17 protein-coding genes and 1 tRNA gene are annotated in these 15,839 nt (G+C 65.7%); 8 read left to right on the top strand and 10 right to left on the bottom strand.

Going from position 1 to position 15,839, the window contains the following annotated elements; translation table 11 throughout:
* The 5 genes from CCK87_RS11345 to CCK87_RS11325 form a co-directional block, all read right to left on the bottom strand.
* Positions 1-1,785, bottom strand: a complete 1,785-nt coding sequence (locus tag CCK87_RS11345) for a beta-galactosidase family protein (protein WP_086461542.1) — start codon at positions 1,783-1,785, stop codon at positions 1-3.
* Positions 1,778-3,340: an alpha-N-arabinofuranosidase gene (locus tag CCK87_RS11340; protein WP_249273858.1), complete on the bottom strand. Its 1,563-nt coding sequence runs from the start codon at positions 3,338-3,340 to the stop codon at positions 1,778-1,780. The genes CCK87_RS11345 and CCK87_RS11340 overlap by 8 nt, the downstream gene beginning before the upstream one ends.
* Before the next feature lie 72 nt (positions 3,341-3,412).
* Positions 3,413-4,765: a sugar ABC transporter substrate-binding protein gene (locus tag CCK87_RS11335; protein ID WP_086461541.1), complete on the bottom strand. Its 1,353-nt coding sequence runs from the start codon at positions 4,763-4,765 to the stop codon at positions 3,413-3,415.
* A 62-nt stretch (positions 4,766-4,827) separates the two neighbouring features.
* On the bottom strand, positions 4,828-5,637 hold the full coding sequence (locus tag CCK87_RS11330; protein ID WP_249273902.1) for a carbohydrate ABC transporter permease: 810 nt from the start codon (positions 5,635-5,637) through the stop codon (positions 4,828-4,830).
* Positions 5,638-5,776: 139 nt separating this feature from the next.
* Positions 5,777-6,712, bottom strand: a complete 936-nt coding sequence (locus tag CCK87_RS11325; RefSeq protein ID WP_086461539.1) for a sugar ABC transporter permease — start codon at positions 6,710-6,712, stop codon at positions 5,777-5,779.
* A gap of 239 nt (positions 6,713-6,951) precedes the next feature.
* On the opposite strand from CCK87_RS11325, the gene CCK87_RS11320 reads away from it, so the two are divergent.
* On the top strand, positions 6,952-7,944 hold the full coding sequence (locus tag CCK87_RS11320; RefSeq protein ID WP_086461538.1) for a LacI family DNA-binding transcriptional regulator: 993 nt from the start codon (positions 6,952-6,954) through the stop codon (positions 7,942-7,944).
* Between the two features lie 103 nt (positions 7,945-8,047).
* Here CCK87_RS11320 and dcd read toward each other — a convergent pair whose 3' ends face one another.
* Positions 8,048-8,632, bottom strand: a complete 585-nt coding sequence (gene dcd, locus CCK87_RS11315; protein WP_085485285.1) for a dCTP deaminase — start codon at positions 8,630-8,632, stop codon at positions 8,048-8,050.
* A gap of 63 nt (positions 8,633-8,695) precedes the next feature.
* On the opposite strand from dcd, the gene CCK87_RS11310 reads away from it, so the two are divergent.
* Both CCK87_RS11310 and CCK87_RS11305 read left to right on the top strand, forming a co-directional pair.
* Positions 8,696-10,012 (top strand): RDD family protein, encoded by a 1,317-nt coding sequence (locus CCK87_RS11310; protein WP_086461537.1) that lies wholly within the window; start codon positions 8,696-8,698, stop codon positions 10,010-10,012.
* 66 nt (positions 10,013-10,078) lie between these two features.
* A tRNA-Gly gene (locus tag CCK87_RS11305) sits at positions 10,079-10,149 on the top strand.
* Between the two features lie 152 nt (positions 10,150-10,301).
* Here the strand turns inward: CCK87_RS11305 and CCK87_RS11300 are convergent.
* Positions 10,302-10,580 (bottom strand): GlsB/YeaQ/YmgE family stress response membrane protein, encoded by a 279-nt coding sequence (locus CCK87_RS11300; protein ID WP_055778962.1) that lies wholly within the window; start codon positions 10,578-10,580, stop codon positions 10,302-10,304.
* Between the two features lie 126 nt (positions 10,581-10,706).
* Between CCK87_RS11300 and CCK87_RS11295 the strand changes: the two genes are divergently transcribed.
* A complete protein-coding gene (locus tag CCK87_RS11295; protein WP_086461536.1) occupies positions 10,707-11,375 on the top strand; it encodes a response regulator transcription factor in 669 nt (222 codons plus the stop codon).
* An 85-nt stretch (positions 11,376-11,460) separates the two neighbouring features.
* On the opposite strand, the gene budA is transcribed toward CCK87_RS11295, so the two are convergent.
* Entirely contained in the window at positions 11,461-12,216 is a 756-nt protein-coding gene (gene budA / locus CCK87_RS11290; protein ID WP_086461535.1) for an acetolactate decarboxylase, read from the bottom strand.
* Positions 12,217-12,245: 29 nt separating this feature from the next.
* Here budA and CCK87_RS11285 point away from each other — a divergent pair, with 29 nt between their 5' ends.
* Positions 12,246-12,659, top strand: coding sequence for a PPOX class F420-dependent oxidoreductase (locus tag CCK87_RS11285; protein WP_086461534.1), 414 nt, complete (start codon positions 12,246-12,248; stop codon positions 12,657-12,659).
* On the opposite strand, the gene CCK87_RS18275 is transcribed toward CCK87_RS11285, so the two are convergent.
* Both CCK87_RS18275 and CCK87_RS11280 read right to left on the bottom strand, forming a co-directional pair.
* Positions 12,660-12,827, bottom strand: a complete 168-nt coding sequence (locus tag CCK87_RS18275) for a hypothetical protein (RefSeq protein ID WP_170927254.1) — start codon at positions 12,825-12,827, stop codon at positions 12,660-12,662.
* A gap of 98 nt (positions 12,828-12,925) precedes the next feature.
* Positions 12,926-13,258 (bottom strand): hypothetical protein, encoded by a 333-nt coding sequence (locus tag CCK87_RS11280; RefSeq protein WP_086461533.1) that lies wholly within the window; start codon positions 13,256-13,258, stop codon positions 12,926-12,928.
* Between the two features lie 183 nt (positions 13,259-13,441).
* Between CCK87_RS11280 and CCK87_RS11275 the strand changes: the two genes are divergently transcribed.
* The 3 genes from CCK87_RS11275 (at position 13,442) to CCK87_RS11265 (ending at position 15,781) form a co-directional block, all read left to right on the top strand.
* Positions 13,442-13,705 carry a hypothetical protein gene (locus tag CCK87_RS11275; RefSeq protein WP_086462006.1) on the top strand — a complete coding sequence of 88 codons (264 nt, stop codon included), beginning with the start codon at positions 13,442-13,444 and terminating at the stop codon, positions 13,703-13,705.
* 71 nt (positions 13,706-13,776) lie between these two features.
* On the top strand, positions 13,777-14,265 hold the full coding sequence (locus CCK87_RS11270) for a hypothetical protein (RefSeq protein WP_086461532.1): 489 nt from the start codon (positions 13,777-13,779) through the stop codon (positions 14,263-14,265).
* A gap of 34 nt (positions 14,266-14,299) precedes the next feature.
* Entirely contained in the window at positions 14,300-15,781 is a 1,482-nt protein-coding gene (locus CCK87_RS11265; RefSeq protein WP_086461531.1) for a flotillin family protein, read from the top strand.
* Positions 15,782-15,839: the final 58 nt, after the last annotated feature.

The raw sequence follows: 15,839 nt of genomic DNA, 5'->3' as shown, positions 1-15,839 counted from the left end.
TCAGTAGTCGGTGTGGCCCAGACTCGCACCAGCGACGAACAGCGCGACGTTTCTCGCCGCACCGTGCAGCTCGAAGAGCACCAGTTCATTGCGGCCCTCGCGAACGAGTGCGCCGGGAACGTAGAGAGTGGTCGCCGGGCCGCGGCTCCAGTAGCGGCCCAGGTTGAAGCCGTTCACGAACGCCTGCCCCTTGCCCCAGCCGTCGGTACTCAAGAAGAGATCACGACCGGCCGGCGCCGCGAACGCGCCGCGCACGAACGACGGCCCCGCAACAGACGCGTTCGCCTCGAGGGGCTCAAAAAGGTCGCTCGCCTCCGACACGACGGCGTTGAAGTCGAGCTCGAGCACGCTCCATCCGGTGACAGGTGCGCCACTGATCGACACTCCCCCGATGAGACCCTTGTGCTCGCCGATGCGGTGACCATAGTTCACACGGCCCTGGTCTTCGACGAGGATCGCCAGCGATGCGGCGTCGGGTGAGGCAGGCAGGCTGAGGCTGACGTCGTGGTGGTCTCGTTGCAGCACCCCGACCGGGGCTCGGTCGACGAAGACCTGCGCCCTGTCGCGCACCTCGCCGACGCTGAGCACGCGATCGGCGTCGACCGTGGCATCGGACGGCGCTTCGAGGTCGGCAGTGTAGAGCGCGAAGCCCCTGAACTGTCCACGCTCGTCCATGGTGGGCAGCGCGTCGACCGTCGCCGCCTCGCCGAGCCGGCCCGCGGCATCCCACAGCGACACCCGCTCGTCGAGGACGACCTCGATCTCGGGCGCGGGGCCGCTTCGATCGGGAACCTCGTCGGGAACCGGTGCGTAGCGGGAGATGACCTCGCGGAACGCCCAGAACTTCTCGCCCGGCTCGCCCGACTCGGTGAGCGGAGCGTCGTAGTCGTAGCTCGTGACGGTGGGCTGGAAGACGCCCTTGTCGTTCGCTCCGTTCGTGAAGCCGAAGTTGGTGCCGCCGTGGAACATGTAGATGTTCACGGACGCGCCGGCAGCGAGCAGCGCGTCGAGCTCGCGCGCCGAGTCCTGGGCGTCGGTCACGTGGTGGTGTGCACCCCAGTGATCGAACCACCCGTCCCAGAACTCGGCGCACATGAGTGGACCGGTCTTCTGGTGCGAGCGCAGAGTGGCCAGCCGCTCGGCCGCGCGGGAGCCGAACGACCCCGTCTTGTGTAGCTCGGGAAGGCTGCCGTCGGCGAGCATCTGGTCGGTGGGCTGGTCGATGGTGGTGAACGGCACGGTGATGTCGCCGGCCCGGGTCAATTCGACCAGTTTGCGCAGGTAGCTCTTGTCATCGCCGTAGGCGCCGTACTCGTTCTCGATCTGCATGAGAATGACGGGCCCGCCCCGATCGATCTGGCGCGATGCAACGATCGGCAGCAGCTCGGCGAAGTACTCGGCGACCGCCGCCATGTAGAGCGGCTCGTCGCGACGCACACCGACGGCGGGGTCGCTGAACAGCCAGCCGGGGAATCCGCCGTTGTCCCACTCGGCGCAGATGAACGGGCCGGGGCGCACGATCGCGTACATACCCTCCGCGGCGACGAGGTCGAGGAAACGGCCCAGGTCGAGCCCGCCGGTGGTGTCGAACGCGCCCCGCTGCGGTGAGTGCTCGTTCCACGCCACGTAGGTCTCGATCGTGTTGAGGCCCATGAGCTTGGCCTTGTGGATGCGATCGGCCCAGTAGTCGGGGTGCACGCGAAAGTAGTGCAGCGCGCCAGACAGGATACGGAACGGCTGTCCGTCGAGAAGAAAATCGGCGTCGCCGATGCGGAAGTCAGGCATTGTTTTTCCTCTTGGTCGAGGCGGTCAGCGAAGGTCGGAGGGTGGCGAGCCGCACGATCGACCACGACAGCGGCGGCAGAACGGCCTGCGCCCCCGTGTCGTCGACCGTGACGATGCCGAGGTCGACCGGCAGCACGGCGTCCGGGTCGGCCTGAGTGTTGCTCGCGTGCCGATCGCCGGTGGCCGGCACGCCGAGCGTGCGCTGGTACAGAACGGATGCGATGGGTGCGCCTTCGACGTCGATCACCACCTCGAGAGGCTCGGTCGTCGACCGGTTCACCAGAAACAGGGTCAGCTCATTGCCATCGGTCAGGGCGACCGCGTCGAGCAGCGACACGTCGCCGTAGCTCGACGTGTGCTGTCGATCGGAGTACACCCGCGTGCTCACCACGTCGCCGGTCGCGAAGCGTGCCGTGAGGGCGAACGGGTGGAAGGTGGTCTGTCGCCAGGCGGGTCCGTTCGGCTCCGAGCGGATCGGCGCGATCACGTTCACGAGCTGGGCGAGGTTGGCCATGCTCACGACATCGGAGTTACGCAGAAGCGACATGAGCAGGCTGCCCACGACGACCGCGTCGGTCACGGTGTACTCGTCTTCGATGATGCGCGGGTGCTGTTCCCATTCCCCGGCGAAGAGCGGCGGCTTGTCCACCTCGTTGAACCGCGTCTGGTTCCAGACGTTCCACTCGTCGACGCTGATGCCGATCGTGCGCTCAGAGCCGTGTGCCTCAAGAGTCTCGCGAATGATGTCGGCCACTGTGCGGATGTAGCGGTCGAGGCCGACTCCGGAGGCGAGGAAGCTCGGGACGTCGCCGTTCTCCTCGTAGTAGGCGTGCAGCGAGATGTGGTCGAACACGTCGATGCCGTGTTCGAGCACGGTCTTCTCCCACGTGCCGAAGGTGGGCATGTCCGCGTTGGAGCTTCCGGCGGCGACGAGCTCGATGCTCGGGTCGATCCACTTCATGACCCGGCCGGTCTCGGCGGCGAGCCGACCGTATTCATCCGCTGTCTTGTGGCCGATCTGCCACGGCCCGTCCATCTCGTTGCCGAGGCACCAGAGCGTGATGCCGAAGGGCTCGTCGCGTCCGTTGCCTCGACGCTGTTCGGCCAGGGTGGTGCCCGCCGGGTGGTTGCTGTATTCGAGAAGCGCGGCGGCGTCTTCGATGCCGCGGGTGCCGAGGTTGACCGCATTCATCACCTCGACGCCCGCCGTCTCGGCCCATTCGGCGAACTCGTGCAGACCCACCTCGTTGGTCTCGACGCTGTGCCAGGCCACCTCGAGGCGCGTAGGTCGTTCGGAGACGGGACCGACGCTGTCCTCCCACCGGAAGCCCGACACGAAGTTGCCACCGGGGTAGCGGATGACGGTGGCCCCGAGCTCTTTCACCAGGTCGAGCACGTCTGAGCGGAACCCCTGCTCGTTCGCTGTCGGGTGCCCCGGTTCGTAGATGCCCGTGTACACGGCGCGGCCCATGTGCTCGACGAACGAGCCGAACAGGCGGGGTGACACCGGGGCGATGATGTCGGACGGGGTAACGGTGACGCGGGCGTGGGCCACGGAGGGTTCTCTTTCGGGTGTGCGTGAAGACGGCCCCCGTCAGCGCACTGACGGGGGCCGCAGGACAAGGAGCTAGTTACCGCTCTTGACGGTGAAGCCCTGTTCGTTTCCGTAGTCGGCCGTGGCCTTCTGCCACGCCTCGAGCCCGGTGTTCAGGTCGGACTTGTCGGCGTAGGACTTGCCGACGGTGTCGTTGAAGATGCTGTTCGAGTAGACCTGGAAGGGCAGGTACTGCCATCCCTTCACGACGTCCTTCGATGACTGCACCAGAACCTGGTTGATCTTCTGTCCACCGAAGTAGGGGCTCTCGTAGTTCAGGAACGAGTCGTTGTTGAGGTCGGCGACCGTGGAGGGGAAGCCGCCCTTGGCGATCGACGTCTGGGTGCCTTCTCCCTCGTTCATGTACTGCAGGAATCCGGCTGCCGCGAGCTTGTTCTTGCTCTGCTTGAGGATCGCGTCGCCGCCTCCGCCGTTCTCGGCGCTGGCGGCCTGGCCCTTCTCCCACGTGGGCATGGGGGCTACGCGCCAGTTGCCGGATGCCTGCGCGACGCCCGACTCGAGGTTTCCGGGCATCCAGGCACCGATGGTGAGGGTGGCGATGCTGCCATCGCCGAGGCCCTTGTACCACTCGTCGCTCCACGAGCTGATGGGTGAGACGAGTCCGCCCTCGACCAGTTCGCTCCAGGTGTCTGCGAACTTCTTCGAGCCGGCGTCCTGCAGGTTGATCGAGACGTCGGTCGACTTCTCGGTCTTGTAGGGCTGGCCGCCCGCCTGCCAGATCATGCTGGTGGTGAAGCCGGCGTCTCCGGTGTCGTTGGTGATGTACTTCGTGGGGTCTGCGGCGTGCAGCTGCTTGGCCGCGGCCACGTACTCGTCCCACGTCGTCGGCACCGCGATGCCGTACTGGTCGAAGACGGCCTTGTTGTAGAACAGCGCCATGGGGCCGGAGTCCTGCGGGAGTGCGTAGATGCCGTTGTTCAGGCTCACCGAGTTCCAGGTGCTGTCGGTGTACTTGTCGGCGAAGGAGTCGAAGCCGAAGCCCTTCAGATCGACGAGCGAGTCGCTGAGCGCGAACTGGGGCAGCGCGTAGTACTCGATCTGAGCCACGTCGGGCGCGCCCGATCCGGCCTTGATCGCGTTCTGCAGCTTCACGTACTGGTCGTTGCCGGTTCCGGCGTTCACGACCTTGACCGTGATCTTCGGGTGCTCCTTCTCGAAGTCCTTGGCGATCTGCTCGACCGCCGGAGCCCAGGCCCAGACGGTGATCGTCGTCTCGGTGTCGAGGGCCTTAGCGATGTCGTCGGCGTTGCCGGTCTCGGCGCTTGTGCCCGCCGAGGAGCAGGCCGAGAGCGCGAGGCCCAGGGCGAGAACGCCGGTGAGGGCAGCGGCGCCCCTCCGGAGTCGTCGTGTGCTGCGAATCTTCATGATGTGCCTTTCACTTCCTTGTGGTGTTTACAGGTGATGCTGGGGATGGGTAAGTGGGTGGATCACGCCTTGACGCTTCCGGCCGAGAGGCCTGACTGCCAGTATTTCTGCAGGAACAGGAACGCCACGATGATGGGAACGATCGTAAGCAGCGAGCCGGTGACCACCAGGTTGTAGATGGCGTCACCACCCACGGTCTGCGACTGTTGGTTCCACTGGTTGAGGCCGACCGTGAGCGGGTACCAGGTGGGCTCGGACAGCATGATCAGGGGCAAAAAGTAGTTGTTCCAGGTCGCGACGACCGTGAACAGCAGAACCGTGACGATGCCGGGGGTCAGTAGACGCAGCGAGATCGTGAAGAAGGTGCGCATCTCGCCGGCGCCATCCATCCGGGCCGCCTCGAGCACCTCGGTCGGCACGGCGTCGAGGGCGTAGGTCCAGATCAGATAGAGCCCGAAGGGGCTGATCAGCGACGGCAGGATGATCGACCACGGCGTGTTGGTCAGGCCCAGTTGGCTGAACATCAGGAAGGTCGGAACCGCCAAGGCCGTTCCCGGAATGGCGACGGCGCCCAGCACCACAGCGAAGACCAGCTTCTTGCCCGGGAAGTTGAACTTCGCGAGGCCATAGCCGCCGAGGGCGGCGAGCAGTGTGGCTCCGCCGGCGCCCACGACTACATACAGCAGCGTGTTGCCGAACCAGCGGACGAACTCGCCGTTGCCGTAGGTCAGGGTCTGCGAGATGTTGTCGAAGAGCGAGAAGTCGCCGCTGAACCAGAGGCCGAACGAGCTGAGCAGCTCGGACTGGGTCTTGGTCGAGCTGACGAAGAGCCAGAACAGCGGGAACAGCGCGTAGACCACCATGACGGCCATGACGATGGTGAGCAGCACCGAGCGGCGCTGGTGCACCCCGCGGCCCTTGAGGGAACGCGAGTACCTCGTGGCGCGCGACGACGCTCGCTTGCTGGATCGAGCGTCAGCAGCCGGAACGGAGATTGTGGTCTGGGTCATCTCAGACCTCCTTTCGCGAGCCGCGGTTTTGAACGACGAGGGCGATCACGGCTGTGGCGACGCCCATGACGATCGCGATCGTGGCCGCGTAGTTGTACTGCTGGCCAGAGAACGACAGGTTGTAGGCGTACATGTTCGGCGTGAACGACGTGACGATCGTGTTCTTCGCCAGCGGCTTCAGGATGTTCGGCTCATTGAAGAGCTGGAAGCTGCCGATGATCGAGAAGATCGTTCCGATGACGATGGCGGGCCGGAGAGCCGGCAGCTTGATGTTGCGGATGATGCGCAGGTGGTTGGCTCCGTCGAGTTCCGCAGCCTCGTAGAGGTCGGTCGGAATGACCCGGAGTGCCGCATAGAAGAGCAGCATGTTGTAGCCGACGAACTCCCACGTGACGATGTTGCCGATCGAGGCCAGAACCCACTCGTTCGACAGCGGGTCGGGCAGCGAGATGCCGAAGAAGTCGTTGATGTTCGCGACGAGGCCGAAGCGCACGCCGTACATGAACCCCCACATGAGCGTCGCGACGACAGCGGGCACGGCGTAGGGCAGGAAGATGCCGATGCGGAAGAACGCCGGGAAGTGCAGACGGGCACTGTCGATCGCGAGAGCCGCGAACAGCGCGAGCAGCAGCATGATCGGCACCTGCACGACGAGGAAGATCGAGACCCGGCCGAGCGACTCCCAGAACTTGGAGTCGCCGAGCACCTGGACGTAGTTGGCGAACCCCACGAACGAGTTGCCGCCGACCAGCTGATCCTTGAAGAAGCTCAGGTAGATCGAGTAGACAACGGGAGCGACCAGCACGAACGCGAAGATGAGCATGAAGGGGCCGATGAACTTCCAGCCTGTCCAGTCGAGCTTCGCCTTGTGCGAGGCCGACCCGCGGCCCAGCCGTCGCGTGACCGCCTTGGGCGGATCCTGTGACACCGTCGTCATTTCACATTCTCATTCTTCTCTTGAGTCTCGCGTCGGGAGTGAGCGCTCATCCGCTAGGTTCGGATGTTTACGCAAACACGATTCGATCACGCTAGCATGTTTACGCAAACAATAAGCACGCGTAGCTGTGATTTTGCGCCTGCAGATTCCGGAGAACAGTGAACCCTCGGTCAGACAGTGTCGTCTCTGATGCGCAGCAGCGCCCAGCACGCGCGCCATCGATGACCCGCGGTCCGTCGATGGCAGACGTGGCAGCGCTCGCCGGTGTTTCCGCTCAGACCGTCTCGCGGGTGGCGAACGGACTGACCAACGTCGATCCGTCGACCAAAGACCGCGTCGTTGCGGCTATGAACGAGATCGGCTATCGACCGAACAGCGCGGCTCGCGCCCTGAAGACCGGGCGCTTCAAGTCGATCGGCGTGATCATGTTCACCCTGTCGACCTTCGGCAACATGCGCACCCTCGACGCGATCGCGACCGCCGCAGCCCAGGCCGGCTACTCCATCACTCTGATCCCCATCGCCTTGCCCACCCAGGTCGAGTTGCTCGGGGCGTTCAGCCGCCTCGGCGAGCACGCCGTCGACGGCGTCATCGTGATCGTCGAGTCCCACATCCTCGACCGGTCAGACGTGTCTCTGCCCACGGGCCTGCCCGTGGTGATCGTCGACTCCGACGCGGGCGACAAGTACAGCGTCGTCGACACCGACCAGGCGGCAGGAGCTCGCGACGCCACCCGGCATCTTCTCGAGCTCGGTCATCGAACCGTCTGGCATGTGTCCGGGCCGGAGGGATCGTTCAGCGCGTCCCGCCGCAGGGACTCCTGGGAGGCGACTCTCCTCGCGGCGGGCGCCGAGGTGCCGCGGGTTCTCATCGGTGACTGGACAGCCAACTCGGGCTACCTCCACGGTCTCGAGCTCGCGAAGAGAGACGACGTCACCGCCGTCTTCGCGGCGAACGATCAGATGGCACTCGGCCTGATGCGAGCCCTGCACGAGAACGACATCGCCGTGCCCGACCGCGTCAGTGTCGTCGGCTTCGACGACATGCAGGAGGCCAGCTCGTTCTGGCCGCCCCTCACGACGGTTCATCAGGACTTCAGCGCCGTGGGCCGCCTGTGCCTCGAGAAGCTGCTCGATCAGATCGACGGCAACAGCACCGCGCGCGGAGTCGCCGTCATCCCGACGACCCTGATCGAACGCCAGAGCACGGCGGCGCCGGCCTCGGCGACCTAGCCCGCGGCATCCGCGCCTCTTCGGCACACCCGCGCCAGGTCGACCGGCAGCGGATGCGCCGGACAGGCGCGCATGCGCCGGACAGGCGCGCATGCGCCTCGCCTTAGTCGCGCGAGACGTCGGTGCGGTGGAAGTTCAGGTGCGAGCGCGAGGCCGTGGGGCCACGCTGACCCTGGTAGCGCGAGCCGTACTCCGTCGACCCGTACGGCTTCTCCGCCGGGCTCGACAGGCGGAAGAAGCAGAGCTGGCCGATCTTCATGCCCGGCCAGAGCTTGATCGGCAGCGTCGCCACGTTCGACAGCTCGAGAGTGACGTGACCCGAGAATCCGGGGTCGATGAAGCCGGCGGTCGAGTGCGTCAGCAGACCGAGGCGGCCGAGCGAGCTCTTGCCCTCGAGGCGCGCGGCCACGTCGTCGGGCAGCGTGACGAGCTCGAAAGTGGAGCCCAGCACGAACTCGCCCGGGTGCAGGATGAACGGCTCGTCTGCCTTGGCCTCGATGAGCCTGGTCAGCTCGGGCTGATCCTCGGCCGGGTCGATGAAGGGGTACTTGTGGTTGTCGAAGAGCCGGAAGAAGCGATCGAGGCGCACATCGATGCTCGACGGCTGGATCAGCTCGGGCTGGTAGGGGTCGAGGCCGATGCGGCCCGCGTCGAGTTCGGCTTTGATGTCACGATCGGATAGCAGCACGGCCATAGCCTAGCCAGTGCACACCCCTGCCGGGCTGATGATCGCTCGCACTATGGTGGTCGAATGGATGCCGTCGATCCCTTCTCCCGGGCGCTCTCCGCACGGTCGACGCTTCCCTCCGAGCTCGAGGGGCTCGACTCCGACCCGCTCTGGGCGGCCCTGCTGACGAGCGTGCAGAATGTCGTTCTGAGCGAGATCCGTGCGGGGCGCTACCCCGAGCTCGGCGACGAATCGCAGCGCTCGGCGTGGCCCCCGTTGCTCGATCGACTCGGCAATGACGCCCGTGTGCGTATCGGGCGCGAGATCGTCGACCAGCTCACGGTCAGTACAGTCGAAGAGCTCTGGGCCACCTGCATGCGCGTCATCGGCAACGCTCCGGGCGCCGTCGGCCCTGTTGGCGAAGGCGAATCGGATGCGCGGGGCATGTCGATCGCGGTCGCCAGCAGCGACCCTGTGGTGCAGGAGCACCTCGTCGATCTGCTCGAGCTGCTCGGCGAGATCGTCGATACTCAGCTCGCCGACCGCTTCGGAGCGGTCGCAGACGACCCCCGCCCCGAGCCGGTCGAGTTCTCACTGTCAGACGCCGGACCGGCACCCGAGCCGGTGACGGAGCCCCGGGGCGAGTCCGTCGCACCCGGGTTCACCGCGCCGGTGCCGGTGGCCGTCGCCGACGCCGGTCTCGTCGTCTCGATGCCGCCGACGCTGGCGGAGCCGCCCGCCCGACCCGCGGCCGTGCCGGTGTTCGACTGGGCGCCCGACCCGGCGCATCCGGGGTCGGCCCCCACCGAGGCGACCGTGGAACAGACCGTGGGCCGCGCCCCTGCGCCGCCCTTCGCTGCAGCCGCCACCCCGGCTGAATCGATCGCTCGCCCGCCGGGCGATCCCGGATGGCGGCCGCTTCCCACGATGCCTACGGGCAGAACGCCGGCTCCGATCGGTCGTCGCGCGGGGGCGTTTCTTATCGACAGGGCCATCGCGATTCTGCTCACGACCACGGCCGCGCTGCTCTTCGTCTGGCCGGCGGCCGCCTCGGCCTCATCGATGCCGGATGCGGGTGGACTCGTCGTCGCCCTGGCCTTCGTCGGAGTCGGTGCGGTGAGCCTGGCCTGGTTCCTCGTCGTGGCCTGGATGGTCGGCACCCGCGGTGCCTCCCCCGGCAAGCGCGTCATGCGCATCGAGGTAACCGGATTCTCGTCGCCAGGCCCCATCGGATTCGGCCGGGCGCTGCTGCGCGAGCTGATCCTCGCGGCCTTCTCGATCGGCACCGCGCTCACCGCGTGGCTGCCCTACGCATCCGTCTTCTGGGACCCGACGAGGCAGTTGCGCGGCTGGCACGACAAGGCCGTCGACGACATCGTGGTCGAGATGGCACGACTCTGAAGAGGTCGTGCCGCGCCGCAGATCGTCGGTTAGGCTATGGATGCCTGCGGCTCGATTGCAGGCCACGCGGATGTAGTTCAATGGTAGAACTTCAGCTTCCCAAGCTGATAGCGCGGGTTCGATTCCCGTCATCCGCTCTCACAGGCCGCCCTAACGATGTGGGCCGTCGTCACGGGCAACGCACAACGCTGCGCGTCGTGGGGTTCGATTCCCGTCATCCGCTCTCACACCGCATAGAAGAAAAGCCCGCCGGACGCACTGTCCGGCGGGCTTTTTTGTGACGAAGTACTTAGCGGCGGGCAGCACCGCGGCCGCGCACCTGAATCCAGATGATCAGCACGATGATGGCGCCGATGATCGATCCGATGATGCCGGCGGGCTGGAAGAAGCCCTCCTGGGCGTCGGCGCCGAAGATCAGGAAGCCGAGGAACCCGCCGACGAAAGAGCCGACGACTCCGAGCACGATCGTCATTCCGATCGACAGGTTCTGCTTGCCGGGCACGACGAGACGGGCGACGGCGCCGGCGATGATGCCGACGACGAGAATGCTGATGATGAGTCCGAGCATGATGATGACCTCTTCAGGTGAAGTGCGTTGTGAATGCACGGTGTCGCCGCCCGGTGCCGGACGGTCATCCCAATCAATCAGTAACCGGGGCGGCAGAACACACCCCTAGGGGTGTAAGTTCTACCCATGCAATCGACGAAGACCCGACCACTCACGGTTGCGCTCGTCGACGATTACGACGTGGTGCTGGTCGGGCTCGCGCACATGTTCGACTCCTACTCCGACCGCGTCATGGTCTCGGAGATCGACGCGACGACCGGGCTCAGCGACACCGTCGACATCGTGATGTACGACTCCTTCGCTCAGCCGGAGTCGGACCACGACGAGATCAGCGCACTTGTGGCAAACCCGCGAGCGGGCAAGGTCGTGATGTACACCTGGAACTTCCACCCCGACCTCGTCGCCGGTGCACAACAACAGGGAGTCCACGGCTACCTCTCGAAGACACTGCCGGCTCGCGAGCTCGTGGCGTCGCTCGAGCGCATCCACGCCGGCGAGACCGTGGTCAGCGATCCGCCCCGTCGCGCGAGCCCGGCATCCGGTCTCGACTGGCCGGGCCGCAACGAGGGCATCGCCGACCGCGAATCCGAGATCCTCGCCCTGATCACCCAGGGCAAGAGCAACGCAGAGGTGGCCCGACTCACCTACCTGAGCCCCAACACCGTCAAGAGCTACATCCGCAGCATCTACCGCAAGATCGGTGCAACGAGCCGAACCCAGGCGGTTCTCTGGGGAGTGGCCCACGGCTTCACTCCCGACAACCACCGCATCGACCACTGGCGCGGCGGCCCCTGACAGCAGGCGACCCCTGACAGCAGTTGTCCCCGTTGCAGACAAGAGGTACCGGTGCGCCGGTACCTTTAGTCCGCAGCGGTACCTGTTACGAGCGAGGCGAGCGGTTCTCTGCGTTGCGCACCTGATCGTCGAGATCGTCGGGGTCGAGGTCGGCCTCTCCGAACGACGTGCTGAGCGGCAACCTCAGCTGCAGATCGCTGCCCTTGCAGATGTCGACCCGGCCGCGCTCGAGCACGAAGTCGAGCACGTGCCCGCCCGTCGACAACTCGTCGTCGATGAAGTGCACGTGCCCTCCGGGAACGCCGATCCCCCGCTCGTACAACGGAGTGCGGAAGCCGGCGACCGTTCCCGAGATCGATGAGAAGGTGACGATCGCCTCGTCTTTGACGGCCTCGCGCATCGGCGGGTACGGCTTCTCCTGGCGCCTGACCGTGCGCGTCGTCACGGATTCGAAGCGGCCGTGCACCCGCACCGCGAACAGGTAGTTCTGCGAATCCTCGAGCTCGATGATGCGTGCCACCACGTCTGCACGGGACATGCGCGCGGTGACGTCGAAGCCGGTGACCGGTTCGAAGGGCATCACCACGGCGAAGGGCGTGAGATCGTCGTCGGATGCCCGTTCCACCGATCCGTCGGCGCGCAGCCGGTGACACACTCCGTCGAGCACCAGCATCTCGCCGTCGAGCGCGTTGAATGTTCCCAGCCCGAAGTCGCCGTGTTCGAGCAGCTCACGCACCGTCAGGTCGCCGTCGTAGACGCCGTCGAGGAGCGCACTCATGAGACTGGTCTGGAACACTGTTCGCCGCTGATCGTCCACCCGCTCAGTATGCCCGTCAGGCATCCGGTCTCACCTGACGTAGCCTGTGGATCATGAGCACATCAGCCGCCCTGACCGCCGAGGGCCAGCAGTTCGTCACCGAACGGCACCTCGCCATCCTGTCGACCATCTCGCCGAGCGGCCGCATCCATTCGGTGCCCGTGGGATTCACGTATGCCGACGGCGTGCTGCGCATCATCACCGGCGACGGCACTCAGAAGGTGCGAAACATCGAACGCGCGGGTCACGCCACCGTGAGCCAGGTCGACGGCATCCGGTGGCTCACCCTCTCGGGGCCGGCTCGAATCGAGCGCGAGCCCGAGGCCGTTGCGGATGCCGTGGCCCGGTACGCGGTCAGGTATCGGCAGCCGCGGGTCAATCCGATGCGGGTCGTCATCCGGGTGGATGTCGACGGCCTTCTGGGTTCCAGCGGACTGCGTGCGACGTCAGGCCCCGCAGAGGGCTGATCAGCGAGGCGGCACGACCGTGTGGTTGATCTCCCAACCGGAGTCCCACTCGTCAGAGAAAAAGCCCGACATCTCTTCGGTTCCGTAAGGGAGAGCCTTCGAGTTCATCGACCGACGCACCCGCGCAGGCGAGGGCGGGTTCTCGTCGTGCTCCTCTGCGTCGTCCATCTGATCGCTCCCGTTGCTTGTTGACGTGCATAGGGTACGACGCGAAGCGCCCGATGCAATAGGCCTAGTAAGCGACTTCGCAGAGAGAGACAATCCGCCTAGACGTAGCCACGCGGTTTCCATGTGGGGGGAACGCCTGGCTCCTCGGTGTAGACGAGCCCCTGCCCGCTGTTCGCGGAGGCGGCCAAGAGCTCCAACCACTCACGATTGATCGGCCCGAGATTGGATTCGAGGAAGCGAAAGTAGAGAGGCAGTGCCGGAGTCAGCCAGATGCTCGATCGACCGCTTCCCACCGATACATCTTCTTTCCACGAGAAGAAGAAACTTTCGCCCCTGCGTAGCTTGGCCCCGATGACGAGTTGAAGGTGCAGCAGCGCCCGGTCGGCGATGTCGATCTCGAGTTCGGATCGAGCGTAAATCAGTTTTCCCATTGCTCTTTTCTTAATGCGGGCGCCCCGAAAGGCGGGCCCGCATAACTGTAGGGAAAATTCAGAAGCCGCTTTCTGGGACTTGACAAAGCTCGTGTGAATGGGAAATAAACATGTCTTTGGCGTGTCGTGACCGGATGCGTATGCTCGACTTTACTCGAACATATATTCGAAAGAGTGGAGCAGATGAGCATCTCGTATACGGCCGAAGCGGTCACTCTATGGGTCGACGACGACGTGCCCTCACGCATGGTCTGGAACGGTCGGCGATGGCGCGTGTCCGATATGCCCACACCTCTCGAAGATCTCGCCTGGTCTCGAGTCACGCACCCACCCATGATCCGCGGGTGGCGGTTCCAGGCGACCAACGAGCTCGGCGTGAGCTTCGTCTTCGACGTGGTCTGGTCGGTGTCCGACAGAGAGTGGTCGCTGGTTCGGGTCTACGACTGAGCAGCGAACGACCTGGCAGGCCCACCCCCGAGTAGGGCATGCTAGAAGAGCTACGACACGAAAGGTGCCGCATGCTCCCGTTTCTCATCGTCGGCGCGATCGGCCTGCTTCTCCTGCTCTCGAGCATCATCATCGGTGATCTGCTCGATCTGGTCGGAATCGGTGATGGCCTCGTCTCCGGCATCGCGATCGGAGCGGCGTTGGCGATCTTCGGCGTGGCCGGAGTCATCACGGTCTCGAACGATCTCCCCACGTGGCTCACCTACGTCATCGCCGTGGGCCTCGCGCTCGTGGCACTCGTCGCCATCCAGCTGTTCGTCAGCCATATCGCCAAGCAAGAGAGCGGCGGGCACTACTCCCCGGTGGGCCTCGTCGGATTCACGACCGTGAGCACCGGCCCCGCAGGCGGTGAAGTGCGGCTCGACGACGTGCGCGAACTCGAAAGGCGACCCGCCATCAGCGACGCTGCCATAGCGGCGCAGACGCGCATCCGGGTCGTCGAAGAAGACGGCTACCGGGTCAAGGTGGAGCCGATCGTCGAAGACAGCACCGCCTCCTAGAACCACAGTCCCCTACAGAGAGGAAGCCCAGTACATGGACTTCATCAGCACCAACACGTCCATCGTCGCGGTGGTCGTCGTCATCGTCATCATCGTGGCGTTGCTCGGCTTCATCGCCAGCCGCATCCGCAGGGTTCCGCCGAACCAGGCGCTCATCGTCGTCGGCCGTGGCGCCGCGAAGGGCGCAGCAGAAGGAATCACCTCGCCGCAGAAGGTCATCATCGGTGGACGCACGTTCATCTGGCCGATCTTCCAGGAGGGCTTCAAGCTCTCGCTCGAGCAGTACCAGACCTCGGTCGATGTGACCGCGATCGACAGCAACTTCATTCGCACCTCGGTGAAGGCCACGGTCAACTTCAAGGTCACCGGCAGCGAAGACGGTGTGCGTCGCGCCGCCCAGCGCTACCTGCTGCAGCAGGCGAAGCTTCCCGAGATCGTGCAGCAGTCGCTCGAAGGTTCGCTGCGTGGACTCATCGGTGGCCGCGCGGTCGACGAACTGGTCAAGAGCTTCGCACAGCTGGCGCAGGATGCCGTCACCGAGACCAAGGGCGAGCTCGCCGAGCTGGGTCTTCAGATCGAGACCCTGAACATCCGCGAGATCGAGACACCGGGATCGACCTACCTCGCCGACCGCGGTCGCGCCGAGGCCGCCCAGGCCCGTCAGATCGCCGAGGTGCGCGAGGCAGAGACCGTGCGCGCCGCGGCCCTGTCGCGCATCGAGAACGAGCAGCTCACCGCCGAGCGTCAGCGCGAGCTCGACCTGCGCGTCGCTGCGATCAAGGCCGACACCGAGCGAGCGAATGCCGAGGCAGACGCCGCGGGTGAGTTGGCGCGTGCCGAGCAGGCGACCTTCGTGGCCGGCAAGGAGCGCGAGGCCGTAGCCGAGCAGGCAAAGGTCGCCGAGCAGCGCCTCAACATCGAGGTTCGCCAGCCGGCCGAGGCCGCCGCCTACGCCGCGGTGCAGAAGGCCCAGGCCGATCGCGACACCGAGAAGGCATCCGTCGACGTCGATGTCTACCGTCGCCAGCAGACGGCAGAGGCGGCACGCACTGCGGCCGTCAACGAGGCCGAGTCGATCACCGCCCTCGGTAACGCAAACGCAGCCGCCACCCGCGCCAAGGGTGAGGCCGAGGCCGCCGCGGTCAAGGCGCTCGCCGAGGCGCAGAACCTGCTGAGTCGTGAGGCGCTCGCATCCCGCGCAATCGACGCGATGCCCGAGGTCGCCCGCCGCATGGCCGAGCCGCTGTCGAACGTCGACAACATCTCGATCATCTCGACCGACGGAGCGAGCGCGCTCACGAAGTCGGTGGCGCAGAACATGACCGAGCTGCCCGAGGTCATCAAGCAGGCCACGGGCCTCGACCTCAGTGCACTGCTCGCCGGCATCGGAGGAGGCCTCGCCGCCAAGTCCGCAGCAACCGGCAGCGGCGCCGGAGTCGGCACGGTCAGCGCCGGTCGCCCGGCCACGGCGACGGCCACCCCGCCCTCGACCGACACCGAGTCGCCGGTCATCTAGAGCAGTACCCGCCGAGCGCGGGAGTTCTCGTCTGTCGCGGTGGTCCAGCCACCGCGGC

It is taken from the genome of Agreia sp. VKM Ac-1783 (genome assembly GCF_900177765.1).
Lineage (GTDB): Bacteria > Actinomycetota > Actinomycetes > Actinomycetales > Microbacteriaceae > Agreia.
The sequence above is the reverse complement of the archived record's forward strand: the minus strand, read 5'-3'. Positions and strand labels throughout refer to the sequence as shown.